Origin of the sequence: Acetoanaerobium pronyense (assembly GCF_017874355.1) — a bacterium.
In the GTDB taxonomy this organism is placed as follows: Bacteria; Bacillota; Clostridia; order Peptostreptococcales; family Filifactoraceae; genus Acetoanaerobium; species Acetoanaerobium pronyense.
In genome coordinates this window covers 67,033-85,006 of record NZ_JAGGLI010000011.1, presented here as the reverse complement: position 1 = coordinate 85,006, position 17,974 = coordinate 67,033, and the positions used below count along the sequence as shown (strand labels likewise).

General features: G+C 35.1%; 14 protein-coding genes, 1 rRNA gene and 1 other annotated feature. All 15 genes read left to right on the top strand.

What is annotated here, in order from left to right; translation table 11 throughout:
- Positions 1-100, top strand: a 5S ribosomal RNA gene (rrf, locus tag J2Z35_RS06360); the annotation flags it as partial.
- Between the two features lie 148 nt (positions 101-248).
- Positions 249-728, top strand: coding sequence for a GNAT family N-acetyltransferase (locus tag J2Z35_RS06355; RefSeq protein WP_209660541.1), 480 nt, complete (start codon positions 249-251; stop codon positions 726-728).
- A 356-nt stretch (positions 729-1,084) separates the two neighbouring features.
- Positions 1,085-2,266: an ABC transporter substrate-binding protein gene (locus J2Z35_RS06350; protein ID WP_209660540.1), complete on the top strand. Its 1,182-nt coding sequence runs from the start codon at positions 1,085-1,087 to the stop codon at positions 2,264-2,266.
- A gap of 64 nt (positions 2,267-2,330) precedes the next feature.
- Positions 2,331-3,263, top strand: coding sequence for a branched-chain amino acid ABC transporter permease (locus J2Z35_RS06345; RefSeq protein WP_330623401.1), 933 nt, complete (start codon positions 2,331-2,333; stop codon positions 3,261-3,263).
- A gap of 3 nt (positions 3,264-3,266) precedes the next feature.
- A complete protein-coding gene (locus J2Z35_RS06340; protein ID WP_209660539.1) occupies positions 3,267-4,352 on the top strand; it encodes a branched-chain amino acid ABC transporter permease in 1,086 nt (361 codons plus the stop codon).
- The gene (locus J2Z35_RS06335; RefSeq protein WP_209660538.1) at positions 4,345-5,100 is read left to right on the top strand and encodes an ABC transporter ATP-binding protein; all 756 of its coding nucleotides are present in this window, start codon (positions 4,345-4,347) and stop codon (positions 5,098-5,100) included. The genes J2Z35_RS06340 and J2Z35_RS06335 overlap by 8 nt, the downstream gene beginning before the upstream one ends.
- Positions 5,101-5,808, top strand: coding sequence for an ABC transporter ATP-binding protein (locus tag J2Z35_RS06330; protein WP_209660537.1), 708 nt, complete (start codon positions 5,101-5,103; stop codon positions 5,806-5,808).
- Positions 5,809-5,870: 62 nt separating this feature from the next.
- Positions 5,871-6,121 (top strand) — a binding site (T-box leader).
- A gap of 144 nt (positions 6,122-6,265) precedes the next feature.
- Positions 6,266-8,353 carry an aspartate--tRNA ligase gene (gene aspS, locus J2Z35_RS06325; protein ID WP_209660536.1) on the top strand — a complete coding sequence of 696 codons (2,088 nt, stop codon included), beginning with the start codon at positions 6,266-6,268 and terminating at the stop codon, positions 8,351-8,353.
- 129 nt (positions 8,354-8,482) lie between these two features.
- Complete coding sequence (gene gatA / locus J2Z35_RS06320) at positions 8,483-9,958, top strand: Asp-tRNA(Asn)/Glu-tRNA(Gln) amidotransferase subunit GatA (protein ID WP_209660535.1); 1,476 nt, start codon at positions 8,483-8,485, stop codon at positions 9,956-9,958.
- Complete coding sequence (gatB, locus tag J2Z35_RS06315) at positions 9,958-11,397, top strand: Asp-tRNA(Asn)/Glu-tRNA(Gln) amidotransferase subunit GatB (RefSeq protein ID WP_245330786.1); 1,440 nt, start codon at positions 9,958-9,960, stop codon at positions 11,395-11,397. The genes gatA and gatB overlap by 1 nt, the downstream gene beginning before the upstream one ends.
- Positions 11,398-11,437: 40 nt before the next feature.
- A complete protein-coding gene (locus J2Z35_RS06310) occupies positions 11,438-14,869 on the top strand; it encodes a pyruvate carboxylase (RefSeq protein ID WP_209660534.1) in 3,432 nt (1,143 codons plus the stop codon).
- A 302-nt stretch (positions 14,870-15,171) separates the two neighbouring features.
- On the top strand, positions 15,172-15,909 hold the full coding sequence (locus J2Z35_RS06305) for an SDR family oxidoreductase (protein ID WP_209660533.1): 738 nt from the start codon (positions 15,172-15,174) through the stop codon (positions 15,907-15,909).
- Between the two features lie 39 nt (positions 15,910-15,948).
- Positions 15,949-16,779 carry a YfjL-like protein gene (locus tag J2Z35_RS06300; RefSeq protein ID WP_209660532.1) on the top strand — a complete coding sequence of 277 codons (831 nt, stop codon included), beginning with the start codon at positions 15,949-15,951 and terminating at the stop codon, positions 16,777-16,779.
- A gap of 86 nt (positions 16,780-16,865) precedes the next feature.
- Complete coding sequence (locus J2Z35_RS06295; protein WP_245330785.1) at positions 16,866-17,165, top strand: YciI family protein; 300 nt, start codon at positions 16,866-16,868, stop codon at positions 17,163-17,165.
- A gap of 119 nt (positions 17,166-17,284) precedes the next feature.
- A complete protein-coding gene (locus J2Z35_RS06290) occupies positions 17,285-17,800 on the top strand; it encodes a type 1 glutamine amidotransferase domain-containing protein (RefSeq protein WP_209660531.1) in 516 nt (171 codons plus the stop codon).
- The last annotated feature ends 174 nt before the right edge of the window (positions 17,801-17,974 follow it).

Below are 17,974 nucleotides of genomic sequence, written 5' to 3'. Positions count from 1 at the left end.
AGAGGATACACCTGTTCCCATTCCGAACACAGAAGTTAAGCTCTTCATCGCCAATGGTACTTGGACCGCAGGGTCCTGGGAGAGTAGGACGCAGCGAATTAATTAAAGCCTCAGCTTTTGCTGTGGCTTTTTTGTATGTATTAAAAATTAATAACTAAATAGATAAATTAATTTTAGAATATTCTATAAAATTGGGGTATATCTAATTTATAATACTATAAAAAACTTTTACAGAGGAGAAGATATAATTGAGAGATATAGTAATCGAGTCTATAAATAAAGAAGAAATAAGATCCATAATAGATATAAAAAAGAGTATTCACAACGAATTTATAGAAAATCTTCCCCATGTATACAAAGAAAGCGATGTGCTTTATACAGAAAATTTTTTATCTAAGTTTTTTAAAGCAAACACTGAAAATAGAATATTTGTAGCCAAATCAAATAATAACGTCGCTGGATACGCTTTTGTGGAAATCATTAGAGTAAATGTCCCAATGATGCAAAAAAGAAAATATATTTATATCCATGATATTGCTGTAGATAAACAATATAGAAAAAATGGAGTAGCATCTAAGCTTCTTGAATATGTCGAAGGCTATGGAAAAACTATTGGTGTAGACAGAGTAGAGCTTGCAGTACACCTTTTTAGCAAGTCTGCAATATCTCTTTATGAAAAAAAAGGATATACTCCGAGAACTCTTAGAATGGAAAAAAAAATAGATTAAGAAATCTATGAAGATCTGAAAAATAAATACTTGAAAAATCAAATAAAATAGATTGGTGAAAAATCTCCATCTCTTAGAAGATATATTTTCTAGGAGCTGGAGATTTCTTTGATATAAAACTAACAATTATAATATAAAAAATTAATATGTCCTTTATATAAACACTATTTCTAAAAGAAAAGGAATTCCTGTATACGTTGATATAACTATAATACAGCAATATATAATTTTATATAAAAATTTATCAATATACATTGTAACAGAAGATTAATGGTGATAATATAAGAACAGATTTTTAACGTTCACCAATGACATACATATGTTTCTGGAAGAACGACTATAAGGAGGAAAAAGACATGAAAAAAATGTATAGGGTTTTTGTTTTAGTTTTAGCTCTAATGATTTCTATGGCTGGGTGTGTGCAAAAAGTCGAGGAATCTCAGGTAAGTGATGCACAAGATACAAGCGAAAGTGATGTTATAAAAATAGGTGTATTTCAGCCTCTTACAGGAGCAAATGCTGCTGGAGGAGAAATGGAGCTTGAAGGTACGAAGCTTGCTAACGAAATGTTTCCAGAGGTTTTAGGAAAAAAAATTGAGCTTGTTATTGTAGATAACAAGTCAGATAGAGTGGAAGCTGGTAATGCAGTAGCAAGATTAGTAGAGAGAGATAAGGTAACTGCAGTAATAGGTTCATGGGGTTCTGGATTTTCTATGGCTGCTGGAGAAACTCTAAAAAATGCTGGTATACCTGCCGTAGCACCATCTGCAACAAATCCTCTTGTTACTCTGGATAATGACTATTATTTTAGAGTTTGCTTTATAGACACATTTCAGGGTAAGGTTCTTGCACAGCTAGCATATGAAGAGCTAGGTGCAAAAAAAGTAGCTATAATTCAAGAGGTAAATAATGACTACTCTGTAGGACTAGCTCAGTTTTTCTCAAATGAGTTCAAAGGTCTTACATCTGATGATGGCTCTATAGTTGAGGTTGCAAACTATAATACAGGAGACCAAGATTTTACTGCTCAGCTTACAAATATAAAAGCAAAAAATCCAGATGTTATATTTGCTCCGGGTAACTTTACAGAATCAGCTCTTATAATGAAACAGGCTAAAGAACTGGGAATAGATGTTCCCTTCTTAGGTGGCGATACTTGGGAAACTCCAGAATTTATAGAAGTGGGACAAGATGCTGTAGAAGGAGCTATGCTTACAACATTCTTTGCAACAGAAGTACCTCTTAATGATTTATCTAAAGAATTTATTGAAAAATATAGAGAAAAATTTAATAGAGAGCCAAGCGCCGTTGCAGCACTAGGATTTGATGCATACCTTGTTATAAGAGAGGCTATAGAAAGAGCAGGAGATCCAAATGATACTGATAAGATTAAAGATGAGATAGCAAAAACAAATAATTTTCAGGGAGCTACAGGAAGTATTACTCTTGATGAAAATGGAGATGCAATCAAGGATGTAATTATAAAAACTGTTGATAATAGAAATTTTGTATATAAGACTACAGTAAAGCACGATTAAGTATCAAAGCCTCTGCAACTGCAGAGGCTTTATAAAATATATATATTTTAGCAGGCGGTGAATTATGGAAATGTTACAAAGCTTTTTTTTAAGTATCACAGGGATGTCTGTTGAAAGTTTTTTTCAGCATCTATCAAATGGAATATCACTTGGATCATTATATGCACTTATAGCAATTGGATACACTATGGTATATGGAATACTGAGATTAATAAATTTTGCCCATGGTGATATATTTATGATATCCATATATTCAGTTTTTTATGGAGTTGCGGTGTTTGCAATACCTTGGCCAGTAGCTGTTGTTTTATCAATAGTAATAACTGTTTTTCTTGGTATTTCTATAGAGAAGACTGCATATAGACCACTTAGAAATTCATCAAAAATATCAATACTAATATCTGCAATAGGAGTTTCTTTTTTTCTTCAAAATCTAGCAACAGTTGTGTTTGGAGGAAGACCAAAAGCATATCCAGTTCCAGAATTTTTTTCAAGGATATATAATTTTTCAGGGATATCCATTACATCAGTAACTTTTTTTATTCCTGTGATGACTATTTTTTTCCTTTTAGTACTTCTTAATTTTATTAATCATACTAAAACAGGTATGGCTATGAGGGCTGTATCAAGAGATTATGAGGCTTCGAGGCTGATGGCTATAGATGTGGATTTTATTATAATGCTTACATTTGGTATAGGCTCTGCACTTGCAGCAATAGGTGGAATTATGTGGGGGCTTAAATATCCTCAAATATCTCCTTTTATGGGTGTAATACCAGGTCTAAAATGCTTTATAGCAGCTGTAATAGGAGGAATTGGAAACATTAAAGGAGCAGTGCTTGGCGGGTTTATGCTTGGGATTGGAGAAATACTAATAGTAGCATTTTTGCCATCTATGACTGGATATAGAGATGCTTTTGCTTTTGTTCTTTTAATTCTTATACTCTTAGTAAAACCTCAGGGATTGCTTGGAGAAAACGTATCAGAGAAGGTGTAGACTATGAAAAACAGACAAGATATGTTGTATAGAGTATTTTTTATTGGGCTATTATTTTTGTCTTTATTTTACTTACAAAAGACAATGGATTCATATGCAGTTAGAATAATTAACCTTTGTGGAATTTATATTATATTAGCACTTGGTCTTAATCTTATAAATGGCTTTACAGGACTTTTTTCTTTGGGACATGCAGGGTTTATGGCAATAGGAGCCTATACATCAGCGATATTGACAATGCCTGAGAATGTAAAAGTGGTAAATTTTTTTATGAAGCCAATGAATGGATTTCTAGTTGAAGCTAATGCTCCTTTTGTGGTTGCATTAGTGATTGCTATGATTGTGTCTGGTCTTATAGCTCTTTTGATAGGAATTCCAGCACTTAGACTTAGAGATGATTATCTTGCAATTGCAACTCTTGGTTTTAGTGAGATTATCAGAGTTGTTTTTACTAATACTTATTCTGTTACAAATGGAGCATTGGGTCTTAAAATGATTCCTATTTTTACAAATATATGGTGGTCTTGGGGAAGTGCTGTAATTGTAATTATATTTATGTTTTCATTTTCACAAAGCTCATTTGGACGAGCTGTAAAAGCAATTAGGGAAGATGAAGTAGCGGCAGAAGCTATGGGAGTTGATTTATTCAAAACAAAGCTTTTGACATTTGTAATTGGCTCTGCTTTTGCAGGTCTTGGAGGAGCCTTATTAGGGAATCTTATAGGAACAATAGACCCTGCTCTTTTTAGATTTACCCTTACATTCAATATTTTACTTATAGTTGTAATAGGTGGTATGGGAAGTATTTCAGGAAGTGTAATATCTGCCGTAATAGTTACTGTCATGATGGAAGCACTTAGATTTTTAGATGAGAGTGTAAAGATAGGGGGATATATCATAGAGGGAATTCCTGGTCTTAGGATGGTAGTATTTTCTTTGATACTTATGATAGTAGTAATTTTTTATAGCGAAGGGCTTATGGGGAAAAAGGAACTATCAATAGATTCTTTAAAAGAGTTTGGAAAATCAGTAAAGGCAAGAAAAATACATCATAGAGCTCAGCAAAAGGATGTGAAAAAAAATGCTTAAAACAAAGGACGTAACTATACAGTTTGGAGGACTTACAGCACTTTCAAAACTTAATATAGAGGTTGAAGAAAATCAGGTTGTTGGTCTTATAGGGCCAAATGGTGCAGGAAAGACCACAGCCTTTAATGTGATTACAGGGGTCTATAAGCCCACATCTGGAAAAGTATATTTTGAAGAAAATGATATAAGTGGAAAAAAACCTAATGAAATAACAAAGTTTGGTATAGCAAGGACATTTCAGAATATAAGGTTATTCAAAGATTTGACGGTACTTGAAAATATTCAAATAGCTGAGCATCTTAGGATTAAATCAAGCCTTCCATCTGCTATCCTTGGTTTTTCATCTTACAAAAATGAGGAGAAGGAAATGCATGAAAGGGCTATCTCTCTACTAGAAGAGGTAGACCTTTTAGATAATATAAAAGACAAGGCATCATCCCTTCCATATGGAAAGCAAAGGAAGCTAGAAATAGCTAGAGCACTTGCTACAAGACCAAAACTACTGCTTTTAGATGAACCAGCAGCAGGGATGAATCAATCAGAAACTATGCAGTTTATAAGTTTTATAGAGGAACTAAAAAGAAAGCATAAGATTTCGGTTTTGATGATTGAGCATCATATGCAGCTAGTAATGGGGATTTGCGAAAAAATATGGGTACTTGATTATGGAAAAGAAATTGCAAAGGGCCTCCCAAAAGAAGTTCAGGGAAATAAAGCAGTAATAGAAGCATATCTGGGGGTGGATTAGATGCTCGATATAAAGGATTTAAATGTATATTATTCTGGAATCCATGCTCTTAAAGGTATTAACCTTAAGGTTAAAGAAAATTCTATAGTCAGTCTTATTGGAGCAAATGGAGCAGGAAAAAGCACTACCCTTAAAGCTATAATGAATATGACTAAGTATAATGGAAATATAGATTTTTCAGGAAAAAAACTCTCTTCAATGAAGACGAAGGATATTGTAAAAGAAGGTTTTACATTGGTACCTGAAGGGAGAAGAGTTTTTTCTAACCTTACGGTTTATGAAAATTTGTTACTAGGAGCATACTCAAGAAAAGATAAAGAGATACAAAAGGATATTAATAGCATATATGAGATTTTTCCAAGACTAAAAGAGAGAAAAGAACAAAAAGGCGGAACTATGTCAGGTGGAGAGCAGCAAATGCTTGCAATTGGGAGAGCCCTTATGTCAAGACCTAAGCTTTTAATGATGGACGAGCCTTCACTAGGACTAGCACCTCTTATAGTAAAAGATATATTCAATATAATAAAAGATATTCACTCAGAGGGAGTTACGATACTTTTAATAGAGCAAAATGCGAAAGCTGCCCTTGAAATAGCTGACTACGGCTACGTTCTAGAAACTGGAAACATAGTTCTAGAAGGAGAAGGAAAGGCTCTTTTACATGACGAAAGGGTAAAATCAGCATACCTTGGAGAAGAATCTATATAAAAAAATAAAATTTTATAAATTGACTTATATGAAAACTTCCCATATAATAAATCTCAATATAATTAAAGACTGTGAAGAGAAGAGTAAATCGAAATGGTAGTTACAGAGAACCGGCGTTGGTGAGAGACCGGTACGGATTTTTGATTGAAGAACATCTCTGAGTTGCTAACCGAAACCTTATGGGAGTAGACTTAGCCGGGATTGGACCGTTACATCCAATAGATATAGGCATATTGCCCGTATCGAAAACGAAGAGGGTTCTTTTTTAGAACCAATTTGGGTGGCAACGCGGAGATATACCTTCGTCCCTTTTAATACTAAGGGATGGGGGTTTTTTTATTGCCATAAATACACTAGATGCTTTTTTAAAATATAGAGCTTAAAAAATATATACGTTATGAATATAAACAAATACAAATAAAAATAAGATAATGCTTATGAAATTAAGGAGGAAGCTATGGAGACTATAAAGGGTTTAAAAAGAACATCATACTGCGGAGAGCTTAGAGAAGATAAAGTAGGTGAAGAAGTAGTAGTAATGGGTTGGGTCCAAAGAAGAAGAGATCTAGGTGGAGTAATATTTCTAGACCTTAGAGATAAAAAAGGGATAATACAAATCGTAATAGATGCAGAAGATGTAAGCCCTATAGATTTTAAAAAAGCTGAAGGAATAAGAAATGAGTTTGTAATAGCAGTAAAAGGAATACTGGAGCTAAGGGATGAAGACACAGTAAACCCAAATATAGAAACAGGAAAAATAGATATAAGGGCAAGGGAGCTTAGGATACTTTCTAAAGCAAAAACAACACCTTTTGCCATAGAGGATAAGCCGGTAAGAGAAGAAACCAGACTGACTTACAGATATCTGGATATTAGAAGACCTATGATGCTTGAAAACCTAAGGCTTAGACAAAATCTAATACAATCTGTGAGAAATCATCTTATTGAAAAAGATTTTCTTGAGGTAGAGACTCCAATACTTACTAAAAGTACACCAGAGGGAGCCAGAGATTTTCTCGTTCCAAGCAGAATGAAAAAAGGGTCATTTTATGCACTTCCTCAATCGCCTCAAATTTACAAGCAGCTACTTATGGTAGGGGGAATAGATAGGTATTTCCAAGTTGCAAAGTGTTTTAGAGATGAAGATCTTAGAGCTGATAGACAGCCAGAATTTACACAGCTTGATATGGAGCTATCATTTGTGGATGAAGAGGATGTAATAGCTGAACTTGAAGGACTTTTTAGTAAACTTTCAAAGGAAATTTTGAAAAAGGAAATTCCAGTTCCCTTTAAAAGGATGACCTATGCAGAGGCTATGGATTTTTATGGCTCAGATAAACCAGATACTAGATTTGACATGAAGATGGTAAATATTACAGAGATAGCAAGGACATGTAGCTTTGAGGTTTTTGCAAATGTTGTAAAAAAAGGGGGAATTGTAAAGGCAATCAATGTAAAAGGTGGAGATTGCTTTACTAGAACCCAAATAGAAGAGCTTACAGAAAAAGCAGTTTCTTACGGCGGTAAGGGAATGGCCTGGATAGCAATAGGAAAAGATGGTGAGCTTAAATCAGTTCTTACCAAGTTTTTCAAAAAAGATGAAATGGATGAAATAATTAAAACTCTAAAAGGTAAAGCTGAAGATTTAATCATATTCTGCGCTGATACAGAGGCTAATGTAAACAAGATCTTAGGAAGCCTAAGACTGGATATAGGAGATATGATGGGTCTTAGGGATAAAAATAAATTTGAGTACCTTGTAGTTACAGATTTCCCTCTACTTGAGTGGTCTGAAGAAGAAAAGAGATATGTAGCTATGCACCATCCATTTACAATGCCAAAGGATGAAGATTTAAGGCTAATGGAGTCTGCACCTGAAAAAGTAAGGGCAAAATCCTATGACATAGTACTAAATGGTGTGGAGCTTGGAAGTGGAAGTATAAGGATACACCAAAAAGAGGTACAAGGTAAGATGTTTTCTCTTCTTGGATTTAGCGATGAGGAAATGAGAGATAGATTTGGATTTATGCTAGATGCATTTGAATACGGAACGCCACCTCATGGAGGATTTGCATTTGGAGTTGATAGACTGGTGATGCTTCTTACTGGTTCATCATCTATAAGAGAGGTAATAGCTTTTCCAAAGATGAAAGACGGCTCATGTGCAATGCTAAGGACTCCTTCAGGCGTTAGCGAGGATCAGATTAAAGAGCTTTCACTGTTTATGGAAAAGTCAGAAGAGTCGAAAAAAGCAGGGGAAGAAAAAATAAGCACTGGAAAAATAGAAAAAATAGCAGACCTTGCAATGATAGAGCTTAGCGAAAAAGAAAAGAAGGAGCTTGGAGCTGACCTTTCAAACATCATAGATTTTGCAGATGCACTCCTTTCAGTGGATACTGAAAATGTAGAGCCTATGATGCACATACTTCCTGTAAACAACGTCCTTAGAGAGGATGAAGTACAGGAAAGCTTTGACAGAGAAGAGCTTCTAAAAAATGCAAAGACAAAGGAAAAAGGGTGCTTTTATGTACCAAAGATAATATAGGTAATTTATAAAATATACAATAAACCACTATAAATCCAAATAACTAAAAATTACGATTAGATTGAAAATAGATTATAGCAAAAACAAATTATACTACTTTCTTATAAATAAAGCACGTAGAGGTGAAAAATGGAAAAATTAGATCAGATTTTAGATATGTCCATAAAAGAGCTTAAAGACTCTATGGATAAAAAAGAAATATCAAGCGAAGATATAGCAGTAGCATATAAAGAGCAAATAGAAAAAACAGATAAAAAAATAGGGTCATATCTTTATTTAAATGAAAATATAGTTAAAGAGGCAAGGGAGATAGATAAAAAAAGGTTAAAAGGAGAAGATACAGGGATTCTTGGAGGGATTCCTGTGGGGATTAAAGACAATATGTGTACAATTGATATGCCAACAACCTGTGCATCTAAGATGATGGATGAATATATGTCTCCATTTGATGCCACTGTAGTAAAAAGATTAAAAGATGAAGGAGCTCTTTTACTAGGAAAGCTAAACCTGGATGAATTTGCTATGGGAGGCTCCACTGAAAACTCATATTTTCAAAAAACTAAAAACCCCCATGACCTTACTAGAGTTCCAGGAGGAAGCTCAGGAGGTTCTGCATCATCAGTTGCAGCTCACCAAGCTATACTTTCTCTAGGGTCAGATACAGGAGGCTCTATAAGGCAACCTGCAAGCTTTTGCGGAGTGGTGGGCATCAAACCAACTTACGGCACAGTATCAAGAAATGGACTGATAGCATTTGCATCATCCCTAGACCAAATAGGGCCTATGGGAAGGACTGTAGAGGATGTAGCTATAGGACTTGATGTGATATCAGGATATGATAGCAAGGATGCAACCTCATTCAAGTTTGAAAAACCTGATTATTTAAGTGAGATGAAAAAAGATATAAAAGGTCTTAAAATAGGACTTCCAAGAGCATTTTTCGAAGAAGGAATAAACGACGAGGTAAAGGAGGCAATACTAAAGGCTGCCAAGAACTATGAAAAAATGGGAGCTATAGTGGAGGAAGTTGAAATAGAAAATATAAAAAATGCACTTCCAGCATACTATATTATATCCTCGGCAGAAGCCTCATCCAATCTAGCTAGATTTGACTCTGTCCAGTATGGTTATAGGACAGATGAATATAGCACCCTTGAAGAACTTTATAAAAAATCAAGAAGTGAGGGATTTGGAAAAGAAGTAAAAAGAAGAATACTCCTTGGAACATATGCCCTTAGCTCAGGATACTATGATGCATACTATAAAAAAGCCCTTCAAATAAGAAGGCTTATAAAGGATTCATACGATAAGATATTTAAGACATATGATGTGATACTTTCTCCTGTGGCACCAACTACAGCCTATAAAATCGGAGAAAAAAAATCAGACCCAACAGAGGCTTATATGGGAGATATATACACAGTGCCAGTTAATATAGCAGGTCTTCCAGCACTTTCCATGAACTGTGGATTTGACTCAAACTCCCTTCCAATTGGGATGCAGCTTATAGGAAAGGCCTTTGGAGAAGACAAGATATTAAGGGCGGCATATTCCTACGAGCAGGAATATAAAGAGAAAATCATTAAGAAAGGAAGGCTAATATAATGGGAAAAACCTACGAGATGGTCATCGGCCTTGAAGTTCATGTCGAGCTTGCCACAAAGACAAAGATATTTTGCTCATGCTCCACAGAATTTGGAGCACTAGAAAACGCTCAGACTTGCCCTGTTTGTATGGGGCTTCCTGGAAGTCTTCCTGTACTTAATAAAAAAGTGGTGGACTATGCTGTGGCGGCAGGAATAGCCACAAACTGCAAGATTACAAGGTACTCTAAGCAGGACAGAAAAAACTACTTTTACCCAGACTTAGCCAAGGCATATCAGGTATCTCAATATGACCTGCCACTATGTGAAGAAGGGTTTATAGAGATTGAAACTGAAACAGGCTCTAAAAAAATCAGGATTAATAGGATACACATAGAAGAAGACGCAGGAAAACTAATCCATACGGAAAGTGGAGGCTCTTTGATAGACTATAACAGAGCTGGAGTGCCTCTGATTGAAATAGTATCAGAGCCAGACATCAGATCTGCCCAAGAAGCAAAAGAATATCTTTCAAAGCTAAGGTCAGTTTTAAAATACAGCGAAATATCTGACTGCAAAATGAATGAAGGGTCATTTAGATGCGACGTCAATCTTTCAGTAAGGGAAAAAGGGAAAGAGGAGCTTGGCACTAGGACAGAGATGAAAAACCTAAACTCCTTTTCCTTTATAGTAAAGGCAATAGAAAGTGAGTTTAAAAGACAGGTAGAGGTTATTGAATCAGGAGAAAAGGTGGTTCAAGAAACTAGAAGATGGGATGAAGGCAAGGGAAAATCCTTTAGCATGAGAACAAAAGAGGATGCCCATGACTATAGATATTTTCCAGACCCAGACCTTCCGCCAATACTAATAAGCGAAAAAATGATTCACGATATAGGAAAAAGCCTGCCAGCCCTTCCAGATGAAAGAAAGCTTTTATATATGAAGGAATATAACCTAACTAGCTATGAAGCAGATCAAATAGTTTCAGAAAAAGAGATAGCAAACTACTTTGAAGAGGCAGTAAAAGCCTATAAAAATCCTAAGCTAATTGCAAACCTTATAATGACAGACATATTTAAACTTCTTGGAAAAGAAGAGGATGAAACCATACCTTTTTCTCCAAAAAACCTAGCTATACTAGCAAAGCGAATTGATGAAGACATTATAAGCCAGTCCATGGCAAAAAAAGTGATAGAAAAAATGTTCAAATCAAACCTTTCTCCAGATGAGATCATAGAAAAAGATGACCTAAGACAGATAACAGATAAAGACCTTCTTGAAGAAATAGGGCACAGTGTAATCAAAGAAGAGGAAGAGGCTGTAAAATCTTATCTTTCAGGAAGGGAAAAAGCTCTTCAATCAATAGTTGGATCACTTATGAAAAAGACAAAGGGCAAGGCAAGTCCAAAATTAGCTCAAGATATAATCAAGGAACTTATAGAAAAGTTTTACCTAGAATAAGTTTAAGCTTTTGAAACTATTAAAAAGGAGAATGAGCTTTATGAAAAAGTTTAAAAGAATTCTTGTTGCAAACAGAGGAGAGATTGCAATTAGAATATTTAGAGCGTGTAAGGAACTTGGAATCAGATCGGTAGCCATATATTCAAATGAAGATAAGACATCCCTTTTTAGGACAAAAGCAGACGAATCATATTTGATAGGAAAAAACAAAGGACCTATAGATGCATACCTTAGCATAGATGAGATAATAGGACTTGCCCTAAAAAAAGGGGTAGATGCTATTCATCCAGGATATGGATTTCTTGCTGAAAACTCTGAGTTTGCAAGAAAATGTCAGGAAGCAGGGATAGTATTTATTGGGCCAAATTCTAAGATGATAGATAGCCTAGGAGATAAGATAACATCTAAGATAGTTTCAAAAAAAGCCAACGTTCCAACGATACCGGGAGTAGAAAAACCAATAGAAAGCGATGAAGAGGTAGTGGAATTTGCAAATCGCTTTGGATATCCTATTATGCTAAAGGCATCTGCTGGAGGTGGAGGCAGGGGCATGAGGATAGTAAGAAGTGAGGATGAGCTTGTAGAGTCCTTTAGAAGCGCTAAGAGTGAAGCGAAAAAAGCCTTTGGAATAGAAGATGTTTTCATAGAAAAATATCTAGAAAAGCCAAAGCATATTGAAGTTCAGATACTTGGAGATGCACATGGCAATATAGTTCACTTGTTTGAAAGAGACTGCTCAATTCAAAGAAGACATCAAAAGCTTATAGAGTTCACCCCTGCAATATCTATATCAGAAAGCCAAAGAAAAGCGATATGTGAAGATGCAATAAAGATTGCAAAGGCAGTAGACTATATGAACGCAGGGACTGTTGAGTTTCTCGTTGACAAAGAGGGAAATCACTATTTTATAGAGATGAACCCAAGAATACAGGTAGAGCATACTGTAACTGAGATGGTCACTGGATACGATATAGTACAAAGTCAGATACTCATAGCCCAAGGATATCCTCTTAGCTCTGATGAAATCGGAATAAAATCCCAAGAAGATATAAAGCCTAGAGGGTATGCAATACAGTGCAGAGTGACTACAGAAGATCCGTCAAACCAGTTTGCACCAGATACAGGAAGAATAGATATATATAGAACAGGCTCTGGATTTGGTATAAGACTAGATGGAGGAAACGGATTTACAGGCTCTGTTATAAGCCCTTATTATGACAGCCTTTTAGTAAAGGTTACATCTCACTCAAGAACCTTTGAGGATGCTATTAGAAAATCCATAAGGTCAATAAAGGAGCTATCTATATCAGGAGTAAAAACAAACACAGGATTTTTAATTAATGTATTAAATAGAGAAGAATTTAAAAATGGTATTTGTGACACTCATTTTATAGCAGACAATCCATCACTGTTTGATATATCTCCAAAAACTGACAAAGAGCTTAAAGTACTGAGATTTTTAGGAGAAAAGGTGGTCAATGAAACTAAGGGAATCAAAAAAGACTTTGACGTTCCTGTAATTCCAAAGCTAGATAGACCACCATTCCAAAGAGGTACAAAGCAGATTCTTGATGAGCAGGGACCAGAGGGACTAATAAAATGGATAAAGTCTCAAGACAAGCTTCTTCTTACAGATACTACAATGAGAGATGCTCATCAGTCTCTTATGGCAACTAGAGTGAGAACAAGAGATATGATAAGAATATCAAAGGCTGTGTCAGTACTTGGAGAAGACCTATTTTCCCTTGAGATGTGGGGTGGAGCTACATTTGACGTAGCCTACAGATTCTTAAATGAATCTCCTTGGGAAAGACTAGAAAAGATAAGAAAAAGAGTTCCAAACGTGCTGCTTCAGATGCTGCTAAGGGGAAGTAATGCAGTCGGATACAAAAACTATCCAGACAACGTAGTAAAGGAATTTATTAAACAGGCTTCAATATCAGGAATAGATGTATTTAGAATATTTGACTCTCTTAACTCTCTAGACGGGATGAGACTTGCCATAGATGAAGTAGTGCAGCAGGGCAAAATTGCAGAAGGGACCATATGCTACACTGGTGATATACTAGATGAAAAAAGAGATAAATATACCTTAAAGTATTATGTAGATATGGCAAAAGAACTTGAAAAAGCCGGAGCCCACATTCTTGCTATTAAAGATATGTCGGCACTACTAAAGCCCTATGCAGCTGAAAAACTAATTAAAGCATTAAAAAATGAGATATCAATTCCAATCCATCTTCATACCCACGATACCAGCGGAAATGGAGTTGCTACAGTTCTGATGGCAGCAGAAGCAGGAGTTGATATAGCTGATACAGCATTTAACAGTATGTCTGGACTTACAAGTCAGCCAGCACTCAACTCAGTTGTAGCAGCACTTGAGAACACTTCAAGAGATACTAAGATAGATTTAGAGAAGATAGAAGAAATATCAAAATACTGGGAAGCAGTAAGACCTGTTTATGGAAAATTTGAATCTGACCTTAAATCAGGAACCACTGAAGTCTATAAGTACGAGATACCAGGAGGGCAGTATTCTAACCTTAAGCCTCAGGTTGAGAGCTTTGGACTTGGTCATAGATTCAAAGAAGTAAAGGAGATGTACAAATCCGTAAACGACATGGTGGGAGATATAGTAAAGGTTACACCTTCATCCAAGATGGTGGGAGACTTTGCAATATTTATGGTGCAAAATGACCTAACCCCAGAAACTATAGTGGCTAAAGGGAAAGATCTGACATATCCAGACTCAGTTGTCACATACTTTAAAGGTATGATGGGACAACCTATGGGAGGATTTCCAGAGGATATTCAGGAGCTTGTGTTAAAGGGAGAAAAACCTATAGACGTAAGACCAGGACTTCTTTTGGAGGATGAAGACTTTGGCAAAATAATTTCTTATCTTAAGGAAAAGTATTCTATAGAGCCTACTATGAAGGATGCTCTAAGCTATGCACTTTATCCAAAGGTATTTGAAGATTATCTAAAGTATATAGGAGAGTATGGAGACCTTAGCAGGATGGGGAGCGATATATTCTTCCATGGACTTTCAGAAGGAGAAACCTGCGAAGTTGAAATCGCAGAAGGAAAAACGATAATCATAAAGCTTCTTGAGATAGGAAAGCTAGATGGGGAAGGAAACAGAGCTCTTGCATTTGAAGTAAATGGAAACAGAAGAGAGATAAAAATTCACGATAAGGATAGCGGCAAGGAAAACAATGTAGTCTTCACTAAAATGGCAGACCCAGAAAACGAAAAGGAAATAGGGGCTAGCATCCCGGGAACAGTCCTAAAAGTCTTAGTAAAAGAGGGGGATAAAGTTGAAGCTGGCCAAAGTCTTATGATAATAGAAGCTATGAAGATGGAGACAAACATAGTAGCTAAAGAAGAGTCTATAATAGAATCTATCCTAGTAAAGGAAAACCAGCAGGTAAAAACCGGAGAGCTTCTTATGAAGATGAAAGGATAATAAAAAATAGGTAATATAAAAATTAGTTAGGAAGTTATAAAAAGCATAGCCGTATGACGATACCTTTTAATCCGGACACGGAATTAGAAGGCATAATCATTAGGCTATGCTTTTTTGTAGAGAGTTATAGTGACATTAATGTAGCTTGCGTTTTTGAAATAGTATATTAGAATTAAAAGTAAATATAAAAAATATGGGATTAGTTCTAGTTTTTCCTCCAACTTATATAAAAACTGAGGAAGAATTTATAGAATTTTTTACGACTACTCTCCCAGAGAGATATGCTTAGGAAGGAGATATTTATGGAAAACCAAAATAAGGTGGTCCTTGTGACTGGAAGCGGTCAAGGAATAGGAAAAGCAGTTGCCATAGGATATGCAAAAGAAGGGTATGATGTAGTTGTAGCTGAAATTAATGAAGAGAAAGGCCTAAAAACCTTAGAAGAAATAAAAAATATATCAAATGGTATATTTGTAAATACAGACGTATCAAAAGAAGAAGATATAAAAAGTTTAATGGAAAATATAAAAGATACTTACGGCACACTAGATATAATAATAAATAACGCTGGATTATCTAGAAAAAAACCAATTTTTGAACTTGAAGTGTCTGAGTGGGATGAAATCATAAATACAAATCTAAGATCAGTATTTATTTGCTCAAAAGAAGGGGCAAAGCTTATGAAAAGTGGTGGCTCAATCGTGAATATAGCGTCGACTAGGGCAATCATGTCAGAAAGCGACTCCGAGGCATATGCAGCAACTAAAGGTGGAATACTTGCTCTAACTCACGCCCTTGCAGCTTCTTTATCAAAATACAATATTAATGTTAATGCCATAAGTCCTGGATGGATTGAAACAGAAAATTATGAAGACCTTAGAGAGATTGATCATGACCAGCATCTTTCCAAAAGAGTTGGAAAACCTGAAGATATAGCAAGAGCATGTATATACCTTACAAATCCAGAAAACAATTTTGTAAATGGAACCAATCTAGTCATAGATGGAGGTATGACCAGGAAGATGATATATGAACATTAAACCTAAAAGTAAAAAATAGGTTATTGAGAGGAAATAAAAATGATAAAAATAAGTAAATTCAAGATTATAGTTTCTTTAATAATAGTTATACTTCTGAGCATAATATTATTAATTCTAAATGGCATTTATGGAAATCCTATTTCAAAATCAATTGCAGAACAGGCAGCAGATGAATATATGGCTAATAATTATAGTGATACAGATTTTTTTATAGAAGAGATTGTATATAATTTTAAAGATGGAGATTACTATGCAAGGGTAAAATCACCTTCTAGCCAAGACAGTTACTTTGATTTTAGAATTTTAATGACTGGAGAAATTAACTACGACTCATATGAAAGTGTATTATCTGGATGGAATACTTATAGAAGAATTGACAAAAAATACAATGAAATGGTAGGTGAGATTTTTTCTTCAGAAGAATTTCCACTGAAAAGTGATATTGATTATGGGAAACTAGAATATATAGATGAAAAATATAGGACTAATCGCTTTGATGAGCCAAATTATGGACTCGATATAAGGGAGCTAGAGCTTGATAAGGAATATGATATAAAGGTACTTGGAGAAAAATATGGGCATATTATTTTTTATGCGCAAGATGATGAAATATCATATGAAAAAGCAAGTGAACTACTTTTGATTCTAAAAGAGACTTTAGATAGTGAAGATGTGCCATTTTACGCCATTGATTTTATTTTAGAAAAGCCTCGAATGGAAGATGGGTCTCCAAATAGGGAAACAGAGTCAATAGATACTTCAAATTTTTTATATAGTGATATTTATGAAGAGGGTCTTGCACTACGTTTAGAAAAAGCACATAATGATTTAAAGAAATATTACGAGGAGCAGGATTCTAAAAATAAATAAAATATTTTACTAGCCGTATAGCTAAGTTATGGAGCTTGGGAATCTTGTTTTGAAAATAAATATATAATTTAGAGGAGGGTTTTTATATGATGCAGTTTATTGTTACAGGTTATGATGCCAAGGATGAAAAGGCACTTGAGAGAAGACTTGCAGCTAGGGAAAAACATATGGTACTTGTTCAGGAGATGAAAGAAAAGGGAAATGACCTTTATGCAGCGGCTATACTTAATGAAGAAGGAAATATGGCAGGGTCTGTTATGATAGTGCAGTTTGAGTCAAGGGAAGAGCTTGATAAATGGCTTGAAATAGAGCCTTATGTAGTTGAAAAGGTATGGGAAAAGATTGAGGTAACGCCATGCAAAGTACCTCCTATATTTTTGACCTAAGATTATTTTTTTCCTAATTGGGTATCACTAAAAATGTGGTAATTTTTAACATATAGAAGCTTTAGGTAGATTTTTTTCTTTATGTTATTTAGTTATATTAATGATGATGAGGTGATACCGTGGAAAAGGGAAAAATACTAATACTTGTAGAAAAGGAATTTGAAGATCTAGAATTTTGGTATCCAGCTCTAAGAGTTCAAGAAGCAGGGTACAGCCTTGATATAGCAGGAACAGAAAAAGATAAGGAATATATTGGAAAGTATGGAGTTCCAGCAAAAAGCGATATATCTTTTGAAGAAATGAATCCAGATGATTATGTAGGACTTCTGATTCCTGGAGGATGGGCACCAGATAGAATTAGAAGGTCAGATGAAGTTTTGAATTTAGTTAGAAAAATGAACGACCAGAAAAAGCCTATAGGACAGATTTGTCACGCAGGGTGGGTGCTTGTATCTGCTGATATTGTAAAAGGCAAGAATGTCACTAGTACACCTGCAATAAAAGATGATTTGAAGCATGCAGGAGCAAACTGGAGTGACGAAGAGGTAGTAGTTGATGGAAATCTCGTATCAAGCAGAAAACCAGGAGACCTTCCAAGATATATGGAAGAGTTCCTAAAGCTACTTGAAAAATAAAATATATTATGTAGAGAAAAGCATCATAAATAAGAGCCACCCATTTGAGTAATCAAAGATTGCTAATTTGGTATGGGAATCTTGCTTTATTCACAATAAAAAGCCCTGAATATAGTTTTCGGGGCTTTTAGTCTAATTAATATGTTAAAGTAAGGATAAATTTGGACAAAGCTC

Bases quoted from the DNA above. Each gene is read 5' to 3' on its own strand.
- J2Z35_RS06350 (WP_209660540.1), top strand. From the start codon at position 1,085: ATGAAAAAAATGTATAGGGTTTTTGTTTTAGTTTTAGCTCTAATGATT.
- J2Z35_RS06345 (WP_330623401.1), top strand. From the start codon at position 2,331: ATGGAAATGTTACAAAGCTTTTTTTTAAGTATCACAGGGATGTCTGTT.
- J2Z35_RS06340 (WP_209660539.1), top strand. From the start codon at position 3,267: ATGAAAAACAGACAAGATATGTTGTATAGAGTATTTTTTATTGGGCTA.
- J2Z35_RS06335 (WP_209660538.1), top strand. From the start codon at position 4,345: ATGCTTAAAACAAAGGACGTAACTATACAGTTTGGAGGACTTACAGCA.
- J2Z35_RS06330 (WP_209660537.1), top strand. From the start codon at position 5,101: ATGCTCGATATAAAGGATTTAAATGTATATTATTCTGGAATCCATGCT.
- aspS (WP_209660536.1), top strand. From the start codon at position 6,266: ATGGAGACTATAAAGGGTTTAAAAAGAACATCATACTGCGGAGAGCTT.
- gatA (WP_209660535.1), top strand. From the start codon at position 8,483: ATGGAAAAATTAGATCAGATTTTAGATATGTCCATAAAAGAGCTTAAA.
- gatB (WP_245330786.1), top strand. From the start codon at position 9,958: ATGGGAAAAACCTACGAGATGGTCATCGGCCTTGAAGTTCATGTCGAG.
- J2Z35_RS06310 (WP_209660534.1), top strand. From the start codon at position 11,438: ATGAAAAAGTTTAAAAGAATTCTTGTTGCAAACAGAGGAGAGATTGCA.
- J2Z35_RS06305 (WP_209660533.1), top strand. From the start codon at position 15,172: ATGGAAAACCAAAATAAGGTGGTCCTTGTGACTGGAAGCGGTCAAGGA.
- J2Z35_RS06300 (WP_209660532.1), top strand. From the start codon at position 15,949: ATGATAAAAATAAGTAAATTCAAGATTATAGTTTCTTTAATAATAGTT.
- J2Z35_RS06295 (WP_245330785.1), top strand. From the start codon at position 16,866: ATGATGCAGTTTATTGTTACAGGTTATGATGCCAAGGATGAAAAGGCA.